Source organism: Streptomyces sp. NPDC048415 (assembly GCF_040651675.1).
Taxonomy (GTDB): Bacteria; Actinomycetota; Actinomycetes; order Streptomycetales; family Streptomycetaceae; genus Streptomyces.
Genome location: NZ_JBEZKJ010000012.1, coordinates 15,479 through 34,301 on the forward strand (window position 1 = coordinate 15,479; position 18,823 = coordinate 34,301).

The window sequence follows — 18,823 nt, forward strand, 5'->3', positions numbered from 1 at the left end:
CCCATGCACTACGGATCCCTCGCCGCCACCGGCGCCACCCTCACCATCGGCGGCATCGTCCTCGACCAGGTCTGGCTTGTCGGCATTGCTGCCGCCCTGATCGTCGGAGGCGCGCTCCTCATCCGCATCGGCTTCCGCCGCGGCAAGACCCCGCAGGACATCTGATGGCCGCCCCCCGCGCCTGGTGGGCAGGCAACAGACGCAACGTCGCCCTCGCGGCGGTGCCCCTGCTCGGCGCCGCCGTGTGGGCCATCGAGCACGCAATAGCCACCGCCGTGGCCTTCACCGGCCACGGCAACTCGATGGCCCTCGCCTGGCTCGTGTCCTTCCTGCTCCTGTGGTGGATCCCGCTCTCCTGGATGGAGAAGCCGGCCACGACGACCGCCCGCCAGCAGCGGATCCTCGACGAGCTCGTCGTCACCGTCCAAGTCCCGGCCTACAACGAGGACGAACCCGCGCTCCGCGACTGCCTCCAGTCCGTCTTCGATCAGTCCCGCCCCGTGGACCGGATCCGCGTCGTCGACGACGGCAGCATCAACAAGTCGACGAACACCCTGATCACCTACGACGCCACGAAGGCCTGGTTCCTCGAGGAAGCGAGCCGCCGCGGCATGCACGGAACCTGGGACCGCACCGTCAACCGCGGCAAACGGCACGCACAGATGCACGTCCTCGCGGACGACCCCGGCGACATCTTCGTGACCCTCGACTCGGACTCGATCCTCGACCGCGAGGCCGTCGCTGAAGGCCTCAAGCCGTTCCGGGATCCGAAGGTCCAGTCCGTCGCCGGATGCGTGATCGTCCTTAACTCGCGGACCAACCTGCTCACCAGGGGGCTGTGCATGCTCTATACCCCCTTTACCAGAGGCTTCCGCTCCGCCCAGTCCGTGATGAAGCGCGTCATGGTCAACAGCGGCACCCTCGCCTTCTACCGGGCCGACGTCGTCCGCTCCCATGCAGGGATCTACGAGAACGAGACGTTCCTCGGCCGCCCCATGCAGATGAACGACGACAGCATGCTGACGATGTACGCCATGCTCGCCGGCGACACCGTGCACCAACCGTCGTCCATCGTGTTCACGCTCGTGCCGGAGACCTGGAAGCACTACCGCAACCAGTCCATGAGGTGGATGCGCGGAACCTTCGTCCGCACCTTCTGGTGGATGAAGTACATGCCGCTCAACGGCGCCGGATTCTGGATGCCCGTCGCCGAGCTCCTCCAGCTGCTGCTGTCTGTCGTCATCCCGGTCGCTCTGGTCGCTGACCCCGTCCAGCGGGCCCACGCAAGCTCCCTGGTCTGGTCCGTGGTCCTGGTCGCCCTCGCCATGAACTGGCTCATCGCCCTCAGGTTCTTCATGGTCGCCCGCGACGACGAGCCGCTGTCCTTCCACATCTGGCTCGTGCTCCTGGCCCCGCTCGCCGGCCTCTGGCGGATGTTCGTCCTGCGCCCGATGCACCTGTACGCGATGTTCACGTGCTGGAAGGTCAACGACTGGGGCACGCGCGGCGATGGCGTCGAGGTCGCCGCGGCGGCGGCCGTCGAGAACGCTCCGGTCCTGCTGCCGGATGACGACACCGTACGGATCCCCCGCCCCTCGGTCGCAAAGCTCCTGGACCCCGAGACCGAGACGACGCTCACGATCCCCATCCCACGCCAGCGCGAAGCCTGGTCGCCCCTGCCCGAAGGAACCACCCGATGATCAGGAACACCGAGAAGGACGCCAAGGACCCGGCAAATGCCCTGCTCTTCGTCGCCGCAAGCATGGGCCCCGGGGGCAGCAGCCAGGCCATCGCTGAACAGGAGAGCGCCGGACAGGCGCAACTCGTGAACTCCGAGTGCCTTCCTACGGACCTGAACAGCGACGAGCAAGCCACCTTCGAGGCCCTCGGCATCGTCTTCGACGGGCCCGTCCAAGGCGACCCGCTGTTCCAGTACGCGTATCTCCCCGAGGGGTGGACGAAACGGCCGGCGGACCACGACATGTGGTCGTACGTCCTCGACGAGCTGGGTCGTCGCCGCGTGAGCGTCTTCTACAAGGCGGCCTTCTACGACCGGCGCGCGCACATGAACGTCGTGTCCGTCTCCGGTTACGTCGACCACTGCGTCCAGAGCAGCAGCGACATCATCACCGACGACACGTGGGCTACCCCGGCCGCAGTACTCGAAGCCGCACGGGAGGGCGCGAAGCGGTACGCCAGGCGGGAGGAGCAGTCCCGCGAGTACCGGGACGCATCGGAGGAGACGGCGAAGCGCGAGGCGTACGAGGCACTCGTGGCCCGATTCGAGACGGCGGCCCAGGCATGAGCAAAGACAGCACGCCCAGGGGCGCCCGCCCGCTCGGCCCCGCCGACTGGACTCCGCAGCACTACCGCGGCAACGGCCTCCAGCCCTTCGACATCATCGACGCCTTCGAACTCGACTTCTACGAGGGCAACGCCCTGAAGTACCTGCTCCGGTGGCGGAAGAAGAACGGCATCGAGGACCTGGTCAAGGCCCGCACCTACATCCAGCAGCTCATCGACCGCGAGCAGGCCGCCCAGCCGTCCAAGGAGCCGTCCTCGTGAGCGACAGCGCGCACCCGACCCTGGCCACCTTCCTCGTCCACCGTGACCACGACGTGAGTGGCATATCCGGGACGGGAGTTGTGGCCGAGGGCGTCCAGTTCTCGGACGGCTGGGTCGTCACCCACTGGCTCGACCAGGCGCCCATGTGGGAGCCGAAGACCGACGTGTGGCACCACAAAGGCACCGGCCCGGTCACGAAGATCCACGGCCACGGCGGCTCCACCCGCATCGTGTGGGCCGACGAAACTAAGCAGCGCGCAGTCTTCGGAGCTGGCATCGCCGAGATCTACGACGTGCCCGCAGCCATGCTCGGCCCTGAGGTGGAACACGAGTACCTGCGCCGACAGATCGCCCGCGCGATCCAGGGCGTCCAGGACGGGCAGGCGGCGCCGGTCGAGGTCGGTGACGAGCGGATCGTCGACGCGGTCCTGCCGATTGTCGAGCAGGTCCTCGCCGAGCGGGACCGGTGGCGCGACACGGCCGGCCGGGCCCTCGCGCTCGCGCACCGTTGGCAGGACGCCCACGGTTCATCCAACTTCCTCGTGCGGGCCGCCGGCGCGGAGCTCGCGGACGTCCTCGGCGACGCCGCGGGCGAAGGCGGGGAGTTGGCAGCAGCTGAGTGCTCCGCGGAGCACCACGACACCGGCTACTGGCGGACACGCCAGTGCATCCGTGCGGCGCAGCACCGAGGCGTCCACATCGACGACCGCGGGTTCCAGTGGCCTGACAGTGTGGCCACGTACCCGATCGGCGGTGGGCGGATGCGATGCGGGCGGCCTTCTGCCAGCAGCTGCACCAGCCCCGACCACGCGTGCAATGTCTGCGGCGACTGCATGTACGAGCACCCCGGTGAGGGCGGCTGCGCGGGTGTCGGGCTTCACAGGCGCACGGGCGCGCGTACGCAAGGCAACCTCGAAGAGCTGGCCGACGTCGTGCGGAGCGTCCTCGGGATCGACGTAAGGACGGGGCCCGCGGACGTGAACACCTGGCTGTTGACCGCGTGCCGCCAGCTGGAGAAGTCCGAAGAGGCCCGCGAACACCTCCGAGGCCAGCGCAACGAAGTAGCCCAGGCCCTTTGCGAAGCCCTCGCCGCCTTCCGGGAAGAGAAGGGCTTCGTCAACGGCACCGTGTTGGGGTACCGAGCCCCGCACCCCATCCACCCCAGCAACTTCAACCGCTGGCGGGCGGCTCTCAAAGGACTTCCCGCCAACTGCCAGAAGCCGGGCGGCTGCTCCGACTGCCCGCACGAGATGGGGGCCTGACGATGCGCATGGGCCTCCAGCCCGACGCCACCCCGGAAGAGGTGCGAGACCAGCTCTCGTGGACCCGCGGGGAGCTGGCCGGCGCGCGCCGCACGATCCAGCACATGAGCAAGGCCATGGGATGGATCTCCGGCCACGATCGGCAGGGTCTCGACCACCTGGTAGAGGCGCAGCGGGAGGGCCGCGCCCGCGAGTCCGCCGTACGGCAGGCCCGTCGATGGGCCGCGCGGGCCCGCGCAGCGGAGGCCGCAATCGAAAGGGCGCGCGCGCTGCACACGGCAACCCAAGGCCTCGGATTCGGCTGCGACGAAGACGAAGTCCCGGGCTCTTACGGCTACATCGCCCAGGTATGCGCTTCGTGCGGCAAGCCCGATGAGTACGCCGTCCGCTGGCCCTGCCCCACGGTCGCCACCCTTACCCAGATGGAGGCCTGACCGGTGAGCTACTGGATCTCGGTCTACATGAACGTCGATACCGGCGGCTCCGAGCCCGCGTACGTCGAACTGGCCGACGTCGGGAACTACACCTCCAACGTCGCCCCGATGTGGGCTGACGCCCTCGGCTGCTCTCTCTCCGACCTCAAGGAGAAGTCGGCCAGCGCTGCACTCGGGGATCTCCGGCGGGCCGTGGCCGCAATGGAGGCCGACCGCGCCCGCTACGAGGCCATGAACCCGCCGAACGGCTGGGGCAACTACGAGGGCGCTCTCGACTACCTGCGCCGTCTCCGCGACGCCTGCGTCAGCCACCCCAAGGCCACCATCCACATCTCGCATTGAAAGGAGGCCTGACGTGGGCCGTCACATCAGAGCCGCGAGCGTCGGCAAAGTCCTCGTCGACAAGGGCCACGAGCACTCGGAGTTCGAGGGCGGCGACTGGGACCCCGGCTTCCGGGTTGCCCAGGCCGGACCCCGGCAGGTGAACGTCTTCTGGGACGGTCCCAGCGAAGCCGACCAACTCACCGCCATCACCGCCGAGCTGCGAGCCGAGGGCTACCACGTCGTCCCCACTCAGCAGGACCACGGCGGCCGCCGACGCCTGGAGGTGACCCGGCCGTGACCCAGCGTCTCGTCATCGACTGCCACGAACTGTGGGACAAGGCGGCCGGCCACCCGGACGGCCTGCGCGCCGTACAGAGGTGGCTACGCCTCAACGGCATCGAGCCCCGCGATGTGCCGCTGCATTCCGAGATGGTCATCGAGGACAGCGCGTACGGGCTGGTCATCCGCTATGAGGCGTACCTGACGGTGGGCGGCCAGAAGTACGTCGATCCGGACAACCCTGACCGCGCGGCCGGCGAGTCACGCGCGGCCCTGCTCGCGGTCGCTCCGCCCGATGAGTGGCTGGCGGCCCGGGACGGAGCCTCATGACCACGCTCGCCCCTGAACCCACCGTCACCGCGCCTGACTCGGGCGATGCCCTCACCCACGTCGTGTGCTGCAACGACGACGTCGCCCTGTGCGGCACCGATGTAGCAGGCCAGGAATGGGTGGACGACGACGAGGACCCGACCTGCGTCGTCTGCCGCGAACTCGCAGACGCACCTTGCCCCGTATGCGGGCTCTAGAACGAGAACGGAGACCCATGCAACCCGCCTTCACCCGCGGCTTCCGGCTGCACCTGTCCGACGGCCGATACCTCGACGGTGCCGAGTTCCCCTCCGGCCGCGTGTACGTCGTAGACGACCCGGAGTACGGGCTCGCCACGGCCGCCACGTCGATGGACTACCTGCTGAAGGGCTACCACGGCGCCCGGGTCGAGTGGCCCGGCGACCTGCTCGTGCCGAGGGCGCTCTTCCAGGACCTGGCCGCCGTCGCCGCCGAACTCGCTGCCGCATCCCCAGGGCTCACCGCCGACCGGGCCCGCATCGTTCTCGGCCGGCTCACCGAATACGTGGGCGCGGACGTCGTGACGCCTCCCGGCCAGTCGGCGGCCGCGGACGGCTTCGACTACCCGCGAGACCCCGACGCCGAACAGATCCTCAACACCCTCCCGCCCGAAGCCCAGCGCAGGATCCGAGCCCAGCTCACTGCCGAGGCCGCCAAAGACCGTACGGAGAACCACTGATGGAAGCCCAGAAGCAGATCGTCACCACCGACCGGCACCAGTGGAGCTTGGCGAGTCCTGCCCACCACACCGACGTCGACAAGGCCATGGCCCTCGCAGACCAGGAGCGCGCCACGCTCGCCTCCAAGGGCGTACGGACCGGTGACGTCCACGTCTGGTCCCTCGACAACCAGGTCGTCATCTCCTTCGAGGCCGAACGCCCGAAGAACCCCAAGCGCAGCGCCGACCTGCCGGAGGCGGCCGATGCCTGACGAGATCCCCGACCCGATCACCGAACTCGCCGCCCTTGCCGCACAGCATCACGAGCTGTACGAGGCCTGGATCAGCGCGGGGTTCACCGAGCGTCAGGCCATTGAGCTGCTGAAGACGGTCATCGCGGTGAAGGAAGGCGGTGGCGCGTGATCGATGAGTCAAGCGTCGAGCTGACTTTCAAGTCCTTCGCGCAGCACTTCGCCCTCGAGGAAGGCCTGCTGCTCGACGTGGATGTGCGTGTGCAGCACGAGATCTTCGGGCACTTCGCACTCCAGTTCCGCACACGGATCCTCACCGACGACCTGCCGCCACAGCGCCTCACGCAGCGCACCCGCGTCCCGTACGAGGTGCCAGCGTCGACGTGGCAGATGTGGAAGGCATGCCACGCCCGCCGCTGGTACGCCCGGCGCCTGGTCGCCCGCTGGCCGGTCCGCTACGAGCCGGACCCCGACGGCCGCGGCACAGACGCCGTGTGCACCTTCGACCTGGAGCGCTACCGCACGTACCCGCGCGCCCGGGTCCAGCTTCCGCCTGACCGGTTCGGCATGGCCGTGCTCGCCCACGGCATCCGGAACGTCCGGTGGACAGACGGGGAGGGCGGCGACGACGGTGCCTGATCGCACGATCGACTGCCGCGAGCAGTGCGAGATCCCTGAAGGCGTCGAACTGGTTGAGGTGCCTCGCCCGCGCCATGACTGGGGCGACGTCCTCAACTGCCCGAACAACGACTGCGAGCGCTCGTTCATAGTCAAGGAGCAGCCGAGTGCAGACGCTTGACGAGCTGGTCGCCGATCTCGTCGACCGGTACACCGGCGACGAGCAGCACCCGGGCGACGGCGGCCCGGGCCTGCTCGACCGCCTCGACCAACTGCCCCTGCGCACAAGGCCGGCGCCGGACGGCGGGCACGCGCCGCCCGGATCGCGGCCGCCGACGTCGCTCGAGGCCGTCTCCTGGAGCCAGCGCATCAAGACGGAGGCGATCGGCCTGGACATGCGGCTCCGCAGCTCGGCGCACACGCAGTCCTGGTATCGGGCCCTCAAGGCGATCCCGGCCGGAGCGGAGAACGCCGACCGCGTCTCCGAGGCCATGCGCACGGTAGGGCGCTGGCACGGCACCGTACAGACGGTCCTCGGCCTGCGCGGGCCGTCCGTGCATTTCCGGCACGCCCTGTGCCTGGCATGCGGCGAGCGCACCGTATACGGGCGCGCCGACGAAGACCGGCCGCGCGCCTGGTGCATCAACGACGCGTGTGACGACGGCGATTCCGGCGCCCCGGCCCGGTACGAGGGCCGCCGCCTCTACCTGCTCACCGAGAACAGAGCGTCGTGAGAAGGGCCGCGGTGGGCAGCTGAGTTGCCACAGGTACCAGCGGGGATGGTGCTGTCAAAGAAAGTGCGACTCACACGTTGTGGTGACTCGCACTTTCTTGTACTATGTTTGACAGGGGGAAGGGCTTGCCGCCCACCCCACCCACCCGTCAGGAGGACCGGCCGTGGACACACTTTTCCGCTCACTCGACCTGATCGAGCCCGGCGACCTGGTGATCTACTCCGGCTCCATCGAGAGCCATCACGGCCTGTGGCTGGCCGTCCCGTGCGGCTGCGGCATCTGCCACCGGCTCGACCAGTTCGGCCTCGCCGAAGTCCGCTTCGCTCTGGTCGACCCGTGGGGCGAGCGGTCCGGCCCACACCACGCCCGCCGCGAGTCCATCACCCGCTCCGCCGCCTGCGGCTGAGCACCAGACCGGCGGCTGGGCCCTTCCCCCCCGGCCCGGCCGCCACCCAGGGCCGCGCCCCGTCCCCGTCACAGCGGGGCGCGGCCCGCACAACTCAACACCGAAGCGCCGTAGCTCAGTTGGCAGAGCAGCGATCTTATAAGTCGCAGTGCGCGGGTTCGAGTCCCGTCGGCGCCACTCCAACTAGGAAGCAAACGACCGGAGTTGGTCATGAGTCACTTTCCCGTCACCGTGTGCCTGCCGCCCATGGCACCCGAGCGCGTAACCGACGCCCTCGAAGCGGCACTCGCGCCGTACGACGAGAACATGGACGTCGAGCCGTACCGCGACTACATCGAGAACTGGCAAGACGCCTACGAGCGCGCCCTGAAGTACTACACCGAGAACCCGAAGAGCAAGCCCGCCGGGCTCGACGAACTCGACGCCGCCGCCATCCTGTCCGCGTATCAGGGCGAAGCAGTCCACGAGGAGACCAAGGACGGTTCGGACTGCGTGCTCTTCTACCGCGAGAGCACGTACAACCCCAAGTCCAAGTGGGACTGGTGGGTGATCGGCGGTCGCTGGCTCGGCTACTTCGCCGTGAAGCCCGAGCACGACGGCGACCCGCGCCTCTTCAAGGGTCGTCCCGGCACCTTTGATAACAAGGCCGAGGTCCGCCGGGTCGACGGGGGCCCGCGCGGCCTGCTCGACTTCGACGCCCTGCGGAAGGTCAAGGCCACCGAGGCGGGCGACGTGTACGACCGCTGGACGGCGCTGGTCGAGGGCCTTCCCGAGGCGCAGCCGTGGAGTCACTTCGTGGAGCGACACAAGCGCGACACGGAGGGCTACACCATCGACCGGGCGCGCCGTGACTACGGCGGACAGGCCCGCGTACAAGCAGCCCGCGAGTCCGAGGACTTCCGCTGGTACGACGACGTGATCGACCAGTTCGCGGCTGACCGCGCAACGTACACGCGTTGCGCCGCCGAGAGCGCCGTGCCCGGCTACGCCCTGCTCGACCTCGAAGGCAACTGGATCGCGCCCGGCGACATGGGCTGGTTCGGGATGAGCAGCGACACCGAGGACGATCGCGCCTCCTACAACGCCCGCGTGAACACCTACCTCGACGAGCTGCCCGAAGACGCCTGGGTCGTCGTCGTTGACTGCCACATCTGACGGCACCCCAGACCGGTTGAGGGCCCGGCACAGCCACCGCGCGTGGCCGCAGCAATAGGGCCCGGACCCCCGAGCGCAAGCCTGAAACGGCAGGCCCTCAACCACCCACCGCCCCGGCGGTCGGACACGCGAACGCGCTACGGCGCACCGACTCGCTTCCCGCTGCCGGGCCCACCACCTGGAGACCCTCATGACCTCACCTGCCCGCCACATCTCCAAGGCCGCCGAGCTGGTCCGGGAGTTCAATCACACCTCGCGATCCACCGGGAAGGACTGGGAGTACCCGAGCGCCTCGTACGGCGCCCTCGGCGCCCTGTCCCACCTCGTGGGCATGCTGCCGCAGGCACTGGAACAGTCCGTCCGCCCGGTGATGCACACCTACGAGCACGGCCGAGTGAAGATCGACGGCAATGGCGACCCGGACGCGGCCGTGCGCTACCTCCGGGAGGCCCTCGACAGGGCCGTCCGCGCCGCGTCCGCACTGACCGAGGCCGTCGACCGAATGCACTCCGAGACATCCCCGCTGGGCCTGGACACCCGCGGCCTGCCGGAATTCGAGGACGGTGAGGGCGAGTGAGCACCGACAACGGCATACCCACCAGTCTCGTCGAGACCCGGCCGACCGGCTTCGTGGAATCCGGCGAGCAGTCCGCGGTCCTGCGGGACACGCTCGCCGCCGCTCGGGTCGAACTCGGCGAGTACGAGCGGCAGGTCATCGAGTGGCTGTCCCGCTGGGAATGGGCCACCGTCGCCGTCATCTCCTCATGGGTGGCGCGCGCGGCCGCTGCTCGCGAGCCGGCCCCGAACATCGCTCTGCCGTCTCGTTTCGAGGCGACTCCGGCCGAGATCGACCAGCACCTGCGCCGGATCCTCGCCGAGGACACGTACCTGCGCTACCAGCAGGCCATCGGCGGCTTGGCCGTCATGGAGGCCGCCAACGACGCCCGGGACCGGGTCGACGGCGCCGACATCCCCGGCAGCCCCGTCTCCTCGGACTACGTCAAGGGCCACCTCGCCAGCGCGGACCACATCGACCCCGCCAAGGACGGCGGCCCCTACCCGTCGCAGCTCCAGTGCTCCCAGCACGACGGCTTCGGCCCGTGCCCGGGCGCGCCCCGCTGCACCCCCGGCGAGGCTGCGGCAGACGGCGAGGAGTCATGACCGCGCACAAGCCGCTGCTGCTCCTCGACGTGGACGGGCCTCTCAACCCGTTCGCGGCGAAGCCTCACCGCAGGCCTGAGGGCTACAGCACGCACCGCATGAAGCCGGACACATGGATCGCCCAGCACGTCGGCGTGCCCGAACGCCTGGTGAAGCCGCTCAGGGTCTGGCTGAACCCCTCCCACGGCGCCGCGCTCCAGGAGCTCCCGTTCGAGCTCGTGTGGGCGACGACGTGGGAGCACGACGCCAACGAGTGGATCGGCTGGCGCATCGGGCTGCCGCGCGAGGAGAACCTGCCGGTCATCGAGTTCGGCAGCCAGTTCGTGCAGCGCTCCGACGGCACGTACGTGAAGACGTGGCGGGTCGTCGAGTATGCGGCGGGCCGGCCGTTCGCCTGGGTCGACGACCAGATCGGCGACATCGACCGCGAGTACGTCGCCAAGCACCACGACGGGCCCGCGCTCCTGCACTGGATCGACCCCGCGCGCGGCCTGACCGCCGACGACTTCGCCCTGCTCGCCGACTGGGCGGCCGCACTCACCCCGAAGGAGGACACCGATGGCCACCGGCCCTGAGCACTATGTCGAGGCCGAGCGCCTCGAACGACAGGCAAACACCTGGATGGACGCCGACACCGGCTGGAAGGGCGGCCTCACGACCGCGGAGCGGCTCGCCTACCGCACGGCAGACCTGGCCGCCGCGCAGGTGCACGCCACCCTCGCGGGCGCCGCCGCGGCAGCCATCAACGACCACAGCCACGCCGAGGGCGGCATGCCGCTGGACGACTTCGACGCATGGGTCAAGGTGGCCGGCGTCTGGCAGCGGAAGCCCAAGGGCGGTGAAGACTGATGCCGCGCGAGGCGCCGTTGAGCCCCGCCCGGGAACAGGAGATCCGCGAATCCGTCCCCACCGTGTACGGGCCGCCCTGGACGGTGGACCCGGACATGGAGGACGGCACCTGGCGGGTGCTGTACGCGACGGACCACCCGCTCGCCGGGCTCGTCGCACAGGTCCCCGACTACGGCTCCCACCTTGCAGAGTTCATCGCGACCGCCCGGGAGGCCGTTCCCGAGCTGCTCGACGAGATCGACCGGCTGCGAGACGAACTGGCCGAGGTGAAGGCACCCCGAACCGGGCGCTGCTACCTCAACGGAGACGTGCTCTTCCTCAGCGAAGCCGTTATTCCGCATCCGATTACCCAGGAACCGCACGTCGTGGGATGGACGCGCAAGACGGACGAACGCGACTGGAAGCCGACAGCCCTCGCCCACGAGGAGCTGAAGTGCAACGCGTGGCAAGACATCACGGTCCAGGACCTCGACGACCCGGAGGACGAAACCCGTGCCTGACCTGCACCCCACGAACGGGCCCGTCCACGGCTGGTTCGGGCTGACCTACACCAACTACCAGGTGCTGCACCGCACCCTGATGCAGTCCATGCCGACTGCCTGGCAGGAACGAATGGTGGCCTGCCTGGAAGAGCTCCGGGCCGCGTACGACCACGTAGACCTGCCGGAGGCCTTCAAGGTCCAGGCCGCGACCGACCACATCGTCAACGAGATGACCGAGTCCCAGCTCTACGCGGCCGGCATCCTCGTCGAGGGCGATGGACCGGACGGTCCGGGCCCCGGGACGCGCTACCACAGCACCGAGGACGGGCGGGAGGTCGACCCGCACGAACGGGCCTTGATCCCCGTGACTGATCCGGTGCCGCACTACAACCGTGGTCGCACGTACATCGAACCGCGCTTGCCCGAGCGGGAGAAGGACACCAGCGACGGCCGCCAGCCGTCCGCCGGCGAGTCCACTCCCGGCCTCGCCGACCTGCTGCGCTACGCCGAAGCATTCGAGATCCCGCGACCCGGTAACACCGTGCCACTGCTCCTGGAACGTAGCTACGCGGGCGGAGACCGGTGGTCGATCGGCGACCGGGAGGGCCGGCGTTGGGACCGCGAGCACGGCTTCGTCTTCGAGCGGCAGGACCTCGACGAGCGGACCCGTACGGACACCCGCTTCCCCCTCACCGAGGCCTGGATCCTGGCTCACCGGCTCGCCGCCGGTGAGCCAGGGGCGCCCGCCGCTGAGCCGCCGGAGGTCAGCCAGTGAGCCAGCCGCCCGCCATGACCGTAGCCACGCGCCAGGCCCTCGTACGCCAGCTCATCGAGCAGGACCCGACACTGAGCACCCGCGCCATCGCAGCTCAGGTCGGGGTCGGGAAGGACACCGTGCGCCGCGACCTCGACGCCATCCGCCAGTCGCAGCAGCAGGCCGCGCCGCAACCGGCCGCCGACGAGCCGGACCCTGCTCCGGACGGTGACTGCCTGGTGCTCGTGCTCGACGCGCCGCTGCGCCACGCCCTCGCCGTGCTCCGCGCCGGGCTCGGCGCACCCGACACCGAACGGCAGAACCGCGCCGCCGCCCGCGCCGCGATCCGCTCCGTGGCAGACACCCTCCTCGAGGAACAGCACCACCAGGAAGGCCCGTCCAATGAACCCGCGCCCTGAAGCCATCGCCGCCGCAGCATGGTGGGCCGAGAAGCTCGCCCACCCCGCCAGCCATGACGTAGGCCGCGGCGCCGAGGAATCCAGCGCCCTGGCCAACACGGTGTCGGCACTCGTGCAGCGCCAGCGCAGTCACGCGGAGATCGAGGCCTTCCGCGAGGCCCTGGCCGACGACATCGAGCAGCACATCGCGCAATACAGCTGGCGCCCCGACGAGCCCGACTTCGGCTCCTACATGCGCGCCATCCAAATCGACTACGGCCCGGACCCGGTCCTGGCCGACGCCGCCAAGCGCGCCGGCTTCGAACTCAAGATGCTCGACCTGCCGATGAAGACCGTCATGTGGATCAACCCCGGCATCGTGACAGTCGCCGAGGGCAACGGCACGCAGCCCGCCGTCATCTGGAGGGCCGACTCGTGAACTACCGCCCCTACCCCGACGTCGACCGCGCCCTCGCCCAACTCGACCGCGACCGCGTCCCCGGACCCCGGTCCCCGCTGCTCGCGTCGCTTGAGCAGGTCGTTGCGCCCCTCCATCTGGCCGACTGGCAGCGTGAGTGGGTCAGCGCACTGGCCGGGCTGAGCCACGCGAAGCGCACCGGGAAGAGCGCCATCACCGCGGCGATCGTCGACGAGGCGGTGCTGGCCGGCGAGCACGTCCACATCGCCGGGCGCGACGGCATGCGCTGCGCCGGGGGAGACCAGGCGTGCCCGCTGCCCCGTATCGGAAGCGGCGACCAGGTCGTAGTCGAGTACGACGGCCACCGCACCCGATACGAGGTGACCGACATCCCGTTCCGCGAACGGCCCGGCAGCGTCAGCCTCACTCTGCGCTCGGTCGAGGGAGCCACGGAGCCCGACCGGCTCGCCGAGCCGCAGGCGATCACCCTGGCCCGGGCCATCCGAACCTGCACGGCGTGCCCTTCGCAGTGGGACGCGTGGACCGTCGACGGCCAGTACCTCTACCTGCGCTACCGGTCCGGCATCGGCACCGTCGACGCCTACGACAGCCCCGAGAGCGAAGAGTGGCCCCAGCCGCCCGATGGACGCATCGCCATCTTCGACACTGGCGAGCGCTACGGCGGCGACATGACCCTCGCCGACTTCTGCGAGCGCACCGGCCTCCAGCTCGCCGACGACGCGGAGGTGATCGGCGAGTGATCAAGGCAGTCCTGCGCGAGCCTCAGGGCACATCCGTCGTAGTCCTCGGCCTGTCCGGCGAGAACATGACCCGCCTCATGGCCGACGAACCCATCGTGCTCAACCTGGCCGAACTCGGCCTGCCGCCCCAGCGCATCCTCCTCATGGGCGGCCGCACCGAGGAAGCCATTACCGCCCGGCTCACACAGCTGTACGGGCCGCCACCAGCGGCGAAAAAGGACAAGCCCCGGTGAGCGCGCCCATACGGCCGAAACCGCCGGGACCATGGCGCGCCATAGCCCGGGACGCCGTCCTGAACCCGGAGGAAGCAGCCGCCCGCGCCGCGGCCATCGCCGAAGCCCAACGCGACGGCGCCCTCGTCGGGGCCGTAGCCGGCCGGTGCGCGAAGGACCCGAAGCAGATGCTGAAGCCGTACGTGCCGATCCTGCACCGCGCCGGGTGGCGCGTCCGTTTCACCGCCGACGAGCATCGAGCCCGCATCGAGGCATTCCACCCTGACGGCGCCGCCGTCATGCTCACGGCCGTCCCGGAGCGCGGAACCCTGGCGTACGTCCTCTACGCCTCAACGGACTACGCACCGCCCTGGCTGGCCACCAGCCCCGCAGCCATCGAGCACTTCGCCCAGCACCGGAAGCTCCCACCGGGCGGCAGGCGGATCAAGCCCGGGTCCAAATGCGACTGCGGGAAGAAAGGCCGCTTCCCTACCGAGGCGTGGGCGAAGAAAGCCCTGACCGACATCCGGATCAAGAGGGCACTGAGCCAACGGCGCCAGGGGGCAGAACGCCGCGCCTACCGCTGTCCCCACGATGACCGGGTCTGGCACCTCACCCATACCCGGAAGTGGTACAGCGAGAAGAAGCCCAAGCCGAAGAAAGCCAGTCCATGAAGTACTACCTCCGCGCCCTCGCCGCGTGGATCACCGGCGACCTCCCGCCCCGCTGCCACGCCTGCCACCGCTTTGTCTTCGGCGGTTGGCAGAGTGAACGCGTCAACGGGGAGACACGCCTGTGGCATCTCACATGTGACCCCGAGAAGGAGGCAGGCTAGTCGCCTTCTCTGATCTGCTTCCTGAGGTGGCTGTCGCGGATGCTGCGCACGGTGGTCCAGTGCAGCTCCAGGTCGGCGCCGACGGTACGCAGTGAGGCGCCCGGGCGGGCGAGCAGCTCGACCACGACCTCACCGCGCAGCTCGGCCAGGTGGCGTTGCTGGTCCAGAACGAGCGTCATGGCCCGCGCCCGGGCCACCGGATCCGTGATCCGTTCGAGCGCTGCCATGGCGTCCAACACTCTCTGAACCTCCTTCGACACCCGGTCCGTCACACCCAATTCCCCTCACTGGGCGGGCACTTCCCCTGCTGTAGGTACCCCCCTACAGTGGAGGAGGCAGCCCGCGCTGCCAACGCACAACGGCCCCGGCCGGAAACCTTCACGCCCCGGCCGGGGCCTCCCACCCTTCAACCTCCCAAGTCGCAAGGGCAGGACACATGCTTGATCGTATGAGCGGCGCCGTGGCGTCGCCTACCCCTCGTGCACGCCAGGCGTGCCAGGCGGGGGAGTGGTAGCCGTGCGATTCATCCTCTGGCTCACCGCCCTCCTCTTCGTCGCCGTCGCCGGCGTCTGGCCCGGCTTCGCCTCCGGACTGGCGCAGTTCGTCGCTGTCGCCTCGATGTTCCTGCTGACCGGTGTGGCGCACCTGCTGGCGCAGCCTCCGCTCCTGGCGCTCGCCGCCGTGGTGTTCGCCATCGCCCGCCTGGCGCGACGTGGCTGGCGTATCCCGGCGCGCCCCGAGGCAGGCCGGTGAGTGACGAAATCTCCCAGGCCGTCCGTGAGGCGCTCGAGGCCGGGGACAACTCCCGTCGGCTGGAGCTCATCACGGCCGTCCTGCAGGCACAGCAGCTCACCCAGCAGCAGCCGTGCCAGCACCAGGCCCCGGCGCCGCGCCGGGACTTCAACTACGGCAAGTGGTTCGCCATCGGCGGCGTGGCGTCTGTCATCGCCGTCTGCGTGGCGCTCGCCGCCGTCGCAATCGCAGTCGCCATCGCATGCGCCACCGTCTGCCTGCTGATCGTCTGGTCGGTCTGGCGTGACGTGAAGAAGCGCATCTGACCGCTCAGCTCGAACCCCGAAAGGACACGAACATGCCGAAGTGGGAGCTCACTGCCACCAGCCGCAGCGGACAGCCCGTCAACCTGATCACCGGCGCGAGCAGCGACACCGTCGCCGTCTACGACCGGGCCGACCTCGACCGGCGCCTGGAAGCCGCGAAGAACGACCCGCGCGACCTTGACGTCACCGTCCGGGACGCCCGCTGAACATGGCTGCCACCAGCAAGGACCCGCACAACCTGCGCGAGCTCGTGCAGACCCTCGCCCTCGGCGTGCGGATCGTGCGCCGCGGAGCCCGCGGCAAGCCCACCGCCCGCCTCGAACGGCGCGTCGACGCGATCCGCGAGAAGGCGCAGCAGCGTGAGGACAGCAGCAAGAAGAGGAAGGCATGACCGAGACCATCGAGCGCCCCGCCCAGGACGCTCCCGCGGCCGCCGCCGACGAACAGCCGGCGCCGATCCCCGTCGACAACCCCGCCCTGCCCGCGCCCGGCGTCGCCACCGAGAAGCGGCGCCCGATCATCGCCCCGTGGCTGCGCAACCGGCGCGACTTCGAGGCAACCGTGTCCCGCGCGTCCGGGCACGCCTGGTACGCAACGATGTACCACGGGCTGCGCGCCCCCTGGTACGCCGTACAGCTCACGGCCATGGCGCCGCGCGGCACCTGCCGGTTCGTCACCGACACGAACCGCTGGCTGTGGGACCGCGAGGCCGCGCCGCTGCGCGACTACGCCGTCCGCCAGGAGGACGTCACCGAGTACATGAACCTCGCCCGGCTGCGAGGCAACCGGGTCCGCCTCCGCGGCCTCGTGACCGTCGTCGCCTGCGCATTCGGCATCGGCTTCGCGATCTGGCTGTACGTCATGGCCCCCGCTTTCCTGTACGGCTTCGCCGCCGGCGGGGTGCTCACCCTCGGCTACCTCGGCCAGCAGCCCGACGCCCCGGTCATCGGCCCGGCCGTGATGCGCACCGAGCTCCAGAAACTCACCGGATCCATCGTGCTGCGCGCCCTGGACGCGATCGGCAACGCGAAGATCTCCGCCGCCGTGAAGAAGGGCGGCGACATGAACGGCATGCGCTTCACCTCGGAGATCTGCCGCGACGGACCCGGCTACCGCGCCGACCTCGACCTGCCGTACGGCGTCGTCCCCGAGGACGTCATGGAGGCCCGGCAGTCCCTCGCCTCCGGCCTGCGCCGCAAACTCGGCTGCGTCTGGCCGTCCGGCGACCCCGACGAGCACGAAGGGCGCCTCGTGCTGTGGGTCGGCGACCGGCCCATGAACGAGACGACGAAGCCGCCGTGGCCGCTCCTGAAAGACGGCCAGGTCGACCTGTTCAAGCCCGTCGTGTTCGGCAACGACCAGCGGATGCGGGACATCGTCGTCACCCTGATGTTCGCCTCCGTCGTCATCGGCTCCATCCCCCGCATGGGCAAGACCTTCCTGCTGCGCCTACTGCTCCTCATCGCCGCCCTCGACCCGCGCGCGGCCCTGTACGCCTTCGACTTCAAGGGCACCGGCGACCTCGGCCCGCTGGAGCCCGTCTGCCACCGCTACCGCGCCGGCGAGGACGACGACGACATCGAGTACGTCCTGCACGCCCTGCGCGAGCTCAAGGAGGAACTCCGGCGCCGCGCCAAGGTGATCCGCAACCTGCCGCGCTCCCGCTGCCCCGAGTCGAAGGTCACCCCGGCCCTGGCCGACGACAAGAGCCTCGGTCTCCACCCGATCGTCGTCGGCTTCGACGAGTGCCAAGTCCCCTTCGAGCACGAGAAGTACGGCGCCGAGCTCGAGTCCATCTGCACCGACATCACGAAGCGCGGCCCGGCGCTGGGCATCGTCGGCATGTTCGCCACGCAGCGGCCCGACGCCAAGTCGCTGCCACCCGGCATCTCCGCGAACGCAGTCCTGCGGTTCTGCCTGAAGGTGATGAACCACCAGGCCAACGACATGGTCCTCGGCACCGGCGCGTACAAGGCCGGCATCCGCGCCACGATGTTCTCCCGCTCGGACCGCGGCATCTGCTGGATGTCCGGCGAGGGCGAGGACCCGCTCATCACGGCCTCCGCATTCGTCGACGCCCCGGGCGCCGAGCTGGTCGTCGCCCGGGCCCGACAGCTGCGCGAGGCGTACGGCAACATCACCGGCCACGCCCTCGGCGAAGGCCCCGCGGAGTCCCGCGGTATGGACGTCCTCGGCGACGTCCTCAAGGTGTTCCGCGCCGACGAGGACCAGCTGTGGTGCGAGCGGATCGCCGCACGCCTCGCCGAGTCCTGGCCCGACCTGTACGGCGAATGGACCACCACCAACGTCGCCCCGGCGCTGAAGCCGTGGGGCATCACCACCACCGACGTCTGGGCGCAGACCGACGACGGAGAGAGCACCACCCGCCGCGGAATCCGGCGCGCCGACGTCACCGCAGCGATCACACGCCGTGACGCCGACCGGGTCGCCGCGTAGATCAAAAAGAGCTGCTGGGCCTAGCACCGGCACCCGCTAGGCCTAGCACCTCCGCTAGCGGCCCCAACAGCCCCTGACCTGCGACCTCGTACCTAGCGACAGGGGCCTGCGAGACCCCGAATCCCGTCCCCAGGAAGAGAAGGGCCACCCGTGGGCACTGCTTGCCTCATCCTCGTCGCCGCGCCGCTCGGCTACGCCCTGTTATGCCTCGGCCAGCCGTTCGGCCGCTGCCGCCGATGCGCCGGCACCGGCAAGACCGAACGCCGCGGCGCCACCGTCGTCTGCCCGCGCTGCCGCGGCGAACGCTGGCAGCTCCGCCGCGGCCGCCGACTCCACAACGCCTGGCGCCGCACCCACGAAGCCGGCACCCGGCCGTCCCGCTTCGACCGCTGATGTGCGGGACG

36 protein-coding genes and 1 tRNA gene are annotated in these 18,823 nt (G+C 69.8%); 36 read left to right on the top strand and 1 reads right to left on the bottom strand.

Annotated elements, in window-relative coordinates; all coding sequences use genetic code 11:
- Positions 1-3 precede the first annotated feature (3 nt).
- The 30 genes from AB0D27_RS11215 to AB0D27_RS11360 all read left to right on the top strand — a co-directional run bounded on the left by AB0D27_RS11215 (position 4) and on the right by AB0D27_RS11360 (position 14,904).
- The gene (locus AB0D27_RS11215; RefSeq protein WP_362505430.1) at positions 4-165 is read left to right on the top strand and encodes a hypothetical protein; all 162 of its coding nucleotides are present in this window, start codon (positions 4-6) and stop codon (positions 163-165) included.
- The gene (locus AB0D27_RS11220; protein ID WP_362505433.1) at positions 165-1,700 is read left to right on the top strand and encodes a glycosyltransferase family 2 protein; all 1,536 of its coding nucleotides are present in this window, start codon (positions 165-167) and stop codon (positions 1,698-1,700) included. Before AB0D27_RS11215 ends, AB0D27_RS11220 begins: the two co-directional genes overlap by 1 nt.
- The gene (locus AB0D27_RS11225) at positions 1,697-2,305 is read left to right on the top strand and encodes a hypothetical protein (RefSeq protein ID WP_362505436.1); all 609 of its coding nucleotides are present in this window, start codon (positions 1,697-1,699) and stop codon (positions 2,303-2,305) included. The genes AB0D27_RS11220 and AB0D27_RS11225 overlap by 4 nt, the downstream gene beginning before the upstream one ends.
- Positions 2,302-2,565, top strand: a complete 264-nt coding sequence (locus AB0D27_RS11230; protein ID WP_362505438.1) for a DUF3310 domain-containing protein — start codon at positions 2,302-2,304, stop codon at positions 2,563-2,565. Before AB0D27_RS11225 ends, AB0D27_RS11230 begins: the two co-directional genes overlap by 4 nt.
- Positions 2,562-3,827: a hypothetical protein gene (locus AB0D27_RS11235; RefSeq protein WP_362505440.1), complete on the top strand. Its 1,266-nt coding sequence runs from the start codon at positions 2,562-2,564 to the stop codon at positions 3,825-3,827. Before AB0D27_RS11230 ends, AB0D27_RS11235 begins: the two co-directional genes overlap by 4 nt.
- Positions 3,828-3,829: 2 nt before the next feature.
- Positions 3,830-4,261 carry a hypothetical protein gene (locus tag AB0D27_RS11240; protein ID WP_362505443.1) on the top strand — a complete coding sequence of 144 codons (432 nt, stop codon included), beginning with the start codon at positions 3,830-3,832 and terminating at the stop codon, positions 4,259-4,261.
- Positions 4,262-4,264: 3 nt separating this feature from the next.
- Positions 4,265-4,603: a hypothetical protein gene (locus tag AB0D27_RS11245; RefSeq protein ID WP_362505446.1), complete on the top strand. Its 339-nt coding sequence runs from the start codon at positions 4,265-4,267 to the stop codon at positions 4,601-4,603.
- A gap of 13 nt (positions 4,604-4,616) precedes the next feature.
- Entirely contained in the window at positions 4,617-4,883 is a 267-nt protein-coding gene (locus tag AB0D27_RS11250) for a hypothetical protein (RefSeq protein ID WP_362505448.1), read from the top strand.
- The gene (locus AB0D27_RS11255) at positions 4,880-5,194 is read left to right on the top strand and encodes a hypothetical protein (RefSeq protein ID WP_362505451.1); all 315 of its coding nucleotides are present in this window, start codon (positions 4,880-4,882) and stop codon (positions 5,192-5,194) included. Before AB0D27_RS11250 ends, AB0D27_RS11255 begins: the two co-directional genes overlap by 4 nt.
- The gene (locus AB0D27_RS11260; RefSeq protein WP_362505454.1) at positions 5,191-5,391 is read left to right on the top strand and encodes a hypothetical protein; all 201 of its coding nucleotides are present in this window, start codon (positions 5,191-5,193) and stop codon (positions 5,389-5,391) included. Before AB0D27_RS11255 ends, AB0D27_RS11260 begins: the two co-directional genes overlap by 4 nt.
- A 17-nt stretch (positions 5,392-5,408) precedes the next feature.
- Positions 5,409-5,891, top strand: a complete 483-nt coding sequence (locus tag AB0D27_RS11265) for a hypothetical protein (protein ID WP_362505457.1) — start codon at positions 5,409-5,411, stop codon at positions 5,889-5,891.
- On the top strand, positions 5,891-6,142 hold the full coding sequence (locus AB0D27_RS11270; protein WP_362505460.1) for a hypothetical protein: 252 nt from the start codon (positions 5,891-5,893) through the stop codon (positions 6,140-6,142). The genes AB0D27_RS11265 and AB0D27_RS11270 overlap by 1 nt, the downstream gene beginning before the upstream one ends.
- Complete coding sequence (locus tag AB0D27_RS11275) at positions 6,135-6,293, top strand: hypothetical protein (protein ID WP_362505463.1); 159 nt, start codon at positions 6,135-6,137, stop codon at positions 6,291-6,293. Before AB0D27_RS11270 ends, AB0D27_RS11275 begins: the two co-directional genes overlap by 8 nt.
- Complete coding sequence (locus tag AB0D27_RS11280; protein ID WP_362505466.1) at positions 6,290-6,760, top strand: hypothetical protein; 471 nt, start codon at positions 6,290-6,292, stop codon at positions 6,758-6,760. The genes AB0D27_RS11275 and AB0D27_RS11280 overlap by 4 nt, the downstream gene beginning before the upstream one ends.
- A 146-nt stretch (positions 6,761-6,906) precedes the next feature.
- Entirely contained in the window at positions 6,907-7,473 is a 567-nt protein-coding gene (locus tag AB0D27_RS11285; RefSeq protein WP_362505469.1) for a hypothetical protein, read from the top strand.
- Positions 7,474-7,636: 163 nt separating this feature from the next.
- Positions 7,637-7,879: a hypothetical protein gene (locus AB0D27_RS11290; RefSeq protein WP_362505472.1), complete on the top strand. Its 243-nt coding sequence runs from the start codon at positions 7,637-7,639 to the stop codon at positions 7,877-7,879.
- 105 nt (positions 7,880-7,984) lie between these two features.
- Positions 7,985-8,056, top strand: a tRNA-Ile gene (locus AB0D27_RS11295).
- Positions 8,057-8,089: 33 nt separating this feature from the next.
- Positions 8,090-9,034, top strand: coding sequence for a hypothetical protein (locus AB0D27_RS11300; protein WP_362505475.1), 945 nt, complete (start codon positions 8,090-8,092; stop codon positions 9,032-9,034).
- Between the two features lie 190 nt (positions 9,035-9,224).
- Positions 9,225-9,611 carry a hypothetical protein gene (locus AB0D27_RS11305; protein ID WP_362505478.1) on the top strand — a complete coding sequence of 129 codons (387 nt, stop codon included), beginning with the start codon at positions 9,225-9,227 and terminating at the stop codon, positions 9,609-9,611.
- Positions 9,608-10,195, top strand: coding sequence for a hypothetical protein (locus tag AB0D27_RS11310; RefSeq protein ID WP_362505481.1), 588 nt, complete (start codon positions 9,608-9,610; stop codon positions 10,193-10,195). Before AB0D27_RS11305 ends, AB0D27_RS11310 begins: the two co-directional genes overlap by 4 nt.
- Positions 10,192-10,770 (top strand): HAD domain-containing protein, encoded by a 579-nt coding sequence (locus AB0D27_RS11315; protein ID WP_362505484.1) that lies wholly within the window; start codon positions 10,192-10,194, stop codon positions 10,768-10,770. Before AB0D27_RS11310 ends, AB0D27_RS11315 begins: the two co-directional genes overlap by 4 nt.
- The gene (locus AB0D27_RS11320; RefSeq protein WP_362505487.1) at positions 10,754-11,044 is read left to right on the top strand and encodes a hypothetical protein; all 291 of its coding nucleotides are present in this window, start codon (positions 10,754-10,756) and stop codon (positions 11,042-11,044) included. Before AB0D27_RS11315 ends, AB0D27_RS11320 begins: the two co-directional genes overlap by 17 nt.
- Complete coding sequence (locus tag AB0D27_RS11325; RefSeq protein ID WP_362505490.1) at positions 11,044-11,544, top strand: hypothetical protein; 501 nt, start codon at positions 11,044-11,046, stop codon at positions 11,542-11,544. The genes AB0D27_RS11320 and AB0D27_RS11325 overlap by 1 nt, the downstream gene beginning before the upstream one ends.
- Positions 11,537-12,301, top strand: coding sequence for a hypothetical protein (locus AB0D27_RS11330; protein WP_362505493.1), 765 nt, complete (start codon positions 11,537-11,539; stop codon positions 12,299-12,301). The genes AB0D27_RS11325 and AB0D27_RS11330 overlap by 8 nt, the downstream gene beginning before the upstream one ends.
- Before the next feature lie 14 nt (positions 12,302-12,315).
- A complete protein-coding gene (locus tag AB0D27_RS11335) occupies positions 12,316-12,699 on the top strand; it encodes a DeoR family transcriptional regulator (protein WP_362505496.1) in 384 nt (127 codons plus the stop codon).
- Positions 12,683-13,117, top strand: coding sequence for a hypothetical protein (locus AB0D27_RS11340; RefSeq protein ID WP_362505499.1), 435 nt, complete (start codon positions 12,683-12,685; stop codon positions 13,115-13,117). The genes AB0D27_RS11335 and AB0D27_RS11340 overlap by 17 nt, the downstream gene beginning before the upstream one ends.
- A complete protein-coding gene (locus tag AB0D27_RS11345; protein ID WP_362505502.1) occupies positions 13,114-13,857 on the top strand; it encodes a hypothetical protein in 744 nt (247 codons plus the stop codon). The genes AB0D27_RS11340 and AB0D27_RS11345 overlap by 4 nt, the downstream gene beginning before the upstream one ends.
- The gene (locus tag AB0D27_RS11350) at positions 13,854-14,090 is read left to right on the top strand and encodes a hypothetical protein (protein WP_362505505.1); all 237 of its coding nucleotides are present in this window, start codon (positions 13,854-13,856) and stop codon (positions 14,088-14,090) included. The genes AB0D27_RS11345 and AB0D27_RS11350 overlap by 4 nt, the downstream gene beginning before the upstream one ends.
- On the top strand, positions 14,087-14,743 hold the full coding sequence (locus tag AB0D27_RS11355; protein WP_362505508.1) for a hypothetical protein: 657 nt from the start codon (positions 14,087-14,089) through the stop codon (positions 14,741-14,743). Before AB0D27_RS11350 ends, AB0D27_RS11355 begins: the two co-directional genes overlap by 4 nt.
- Positions 14,740-14,904, top strand: coding sequence for a hypothetical protein (locus AB0D27_RS11360; protein ID WP_362505511.1), 165 nt, complete (start codon positions 14,740-14,742; stop codon positions 14,902-14,904). Before AB0D27_RS11355 ends, AB0D27_RS11360 begins: the two co-directional genes overlap by 4 nt.
- Here AB0D27_RS11360 and AB0D27_RS11365 read toward each other — a convergent pair.
- Positions 14,901-15,131 carry a hypothetical protein gene (locus AB0D27_RS11365; protein WP_362505514.1) on the bottom strand — a complete coding sequence of 77 codons (231 nt, stop codon included), beginning with the start codon at positions 15,129-15,131 and terminating at the stop codon, positions 14,901-14,903. The genes AB0D27_RS11360 and AB0D27_RS11365 overlap by 4 nt on opposite strands.
- 289 nt (positions 15,132-15,420) lie before the next feature.
- On the opposite strand from AB0D27_RS11365, the gene AB0D27_RS11370 reads away from it, so the two are divergent.
- The 6 genes from AB0D27_RS11370 (at position 15,421) to AB0D27_RS11395 (ending at position 18,812) form a co-directional block, all read left to right on the top strand.
- Entirely contained in the window at positions 15,421-15,657 is a 237-nt protein-coding gene (locus AB0D27_RS11370; protein WP_362505517.1) for a hypothetical protein, read from the top strand.
- Positions 15,654-15,962, top strand: coding sequence for a hypothetical protein (locus AB0D27_RS11375; protein ID WP_362505519.1), 309 nt, complete (start codon positions 15,654-15,656; stop codon positions 15,960-15,962). The genes AB0D27_RS11370 and AB0D27_RS11375 overlap by 4 nt, the downstream gene beginning before the upstream one ends.
- Positions 15,963-15,994: 32 nt before the next feature.
- Positions 15,995-16,168, top strand: a complete 174-nt coding sequence (locus AB0D27_RS11380; RefSeq protein WP_362505522.1) for a hypothetical protein — start codon at positions 15,995-15,997, stop codon at positions 16,166-16,168.
- Positions 16,169-16,170: 2 nt separating this feature from the next.
- On the top strand, positions 16,171-16,353 hold the full coding sequence (locus AB0D27_RS11385; RefSeq protein ID WP_362505525.1) for a hypothetical protein: 183 nt from the start codon (positions 16,171-16,173) through the stop codon (positions 16,351-16,353).
- On the top strand, positions 16,350-18,419 hold the full coding sequence (locus AB0D27_RS11390; protein ID WP_362505528.1) for a cell division protein FtsK: 2,070 nt from the start codon (positions 16,350-16,352) through the stop codon (positions 18,417-18,419). Before AB0D27_RS11385 ends, AB0D27_RS11390 begins: the two co-directional genes overlap by 4 nt.
- A gap of 150 nt (positions 18,420-18,569) precedes the next feature.
- Positions 18,570-18,812, top strand: coding sequence for a hypothetical protein (locus tag AB0D27_RS11395; RefSeq protein ID WP_362505531.1), 243 nt, complete (start codon positions 18,570-18,572; stop codon positions 18,810-18,812).
- Positions 18,813-18,823 lie beyond the last annotated feature (11 nt).

What these genes read in the sequence shown, in the direction of transcription:
- AB0D27_RS11215 (WP_362505430.1), top strand. Translation starts at nt 4, where the DNA reads ATGCACTACGGATCCCTCGCCGCCACCGGCGCCACCCTCACCATCGGC.
- AB0D27_RS11220 (WP_362505433.1), top strand. Translation starts at nt 165, where the DNA reads ATGGCCGCCCCCCGCGCCTGGTGGGCAGGCAACAGACGCAACGTCGCC.
- AB0D27_RS11225 (WP_362505436.1), top strand. Translation starts at nt 1,697, where the DNA reads ATGATCAGGAACACCGAGAAGGACGCCAAGGACCCGGCAAATGCCCTG.
- AB0D27_RS11230 (WP_362505438.1), top strand. Translation starts at nt 2,302, where the DNA reads ATGAGCAAAGACAGCACGCCCAGGGGCGCCCGCCCGCTCGGCCCCGCC.
- AB0D27_RS11240 (WP_362505443.1), top strand. Translation starts at nt 3,830, where the DNA reads ATGCGCATGGGCCTCCAGCCCGACGCCACCCCGGAAGAGGTGCGAGAC.
- AB0D27_RS11260 (WP_362505454.1), top strand. Translation starts at nt 5,191, where the DNA reads ATGACCACGCTCGCCCCTGAACCCACCGTCACCGCGCCTGACTCGGGC.
- AB0D27_RS11265 (WP_362505457.1), top strand. Translation starts at nt 5,409, where the DNA reads ATGCAACCCGCCTTCACCCGCGGCTTCCGGCTGCACCTGTCCGACGGC.
- AB0D27_RS11270 (WP_362505460.1), top strand. Translation starts at nt 5,891, where the DNA reads ATGGAAGCCCAGAAGCAGATCGTCACCACCGACCGGCACCAGTGGAGC.
- AB0D27_RS11275 (WP_362505463.1), top strand. Translation starts at nt 6,135, where the DNA reads ATGCCTGACGAGATCCCCGACCCGATCACCGAACTCGCCGCCCTTGCC.
- AB0D27_RS11300 (WP_362505475.1), top strand. Translation starts at nt 8,090, where the DNA reads ATGAGTCACTTTCCCGTCACCGTGTGCCTGCCGCCCATGGCACCCGAG.
- AB0D27_RS11305 (WP_362505478.1), top strand. Translation starts at nt 9,225, where the DNA reads ATGACCTCACCTGCCCGCCACATCTCCAAGGCCGCCGAGCTGGTCCGG.
- AB0D27_RS11315 (WP_362505484.1), top strand. Translation starts at nt 10,192, where the DNA reads ATGACCGCGCACAAGCCGCTGCTGCTCCTCGACGTGGACGGGCCTCTC.
- AB0D27_RS11320 (WP_362505487.1), top strand. Translation starts at nt 10,754, where the DNA reads ATGGCCACCGGCCCTGAGCACTATGTCGAGGCCGAGCGCCTCGAACGA.
- AB0D27_RS11325 (WP_362505490.1), top strand. Translation starts at nt 11,044, where the DNA reads ATGCCGCGCGAGGCGCCGTTGAGCCCCGCCCGGGAACAGGAGATCCGC.
- AB0D27_RS11335 (WP_362505496.1), top strand. Translation starts at nt 12,316, where the DNA reads ATGACCGTAGCCACGCGCCAGGCCCTCGTACGCCAGCTCATCGAGCAG.
- AB0D27_RS11340 (WP_362505499.1), top strand. Translation starts at nt 12,683, where the DNA reads ATGAACCCGCGCCCTGAAGCCATCGCCGCCGCAGCATGGTGGGCCGAG.
- AB0D27_RS11360 (WP_362505511.1), top strand. Translation starts at nt 14,740, where the DNA reads ATGAAGTACTACCTCCGCGCCCTCGCCGCGTGGATCACCGGCGACCTC.
- AB0D27_RS11365 (WP_362505514.1), bottom strand. Translation starts at nt 15,131, where the DNA reads ATGGCAGCGCTCGAACGGATCACGGATCCGGTGGCCCGGGCGCGGGCC.
- AB0D27_RS11380 (WP_362505522.1), top strand. Translation starts at nt 15,995, where the DNA reads ATGCCGAAGTGGGAGCTCACTGCCACCAGCCGCAGCGGACAGCCCGTC.
- AB0D27_RS11385 (WP_362505525.1), top strand. Translation starts at nt 16,171, where the DNA reads ATGGCTGCCACCAGCAAGGACCCGCACAACCTGCGCGAGCTCGTGCAG.
- AB0D27_RS11390 (WP_362505528.1), top strand. Translation starts at nt 16,350, where the DNA reads ATGACCGAGACCATCGAGCGCCCCGCCCAGGACGCTCCCGCGGCCGCC.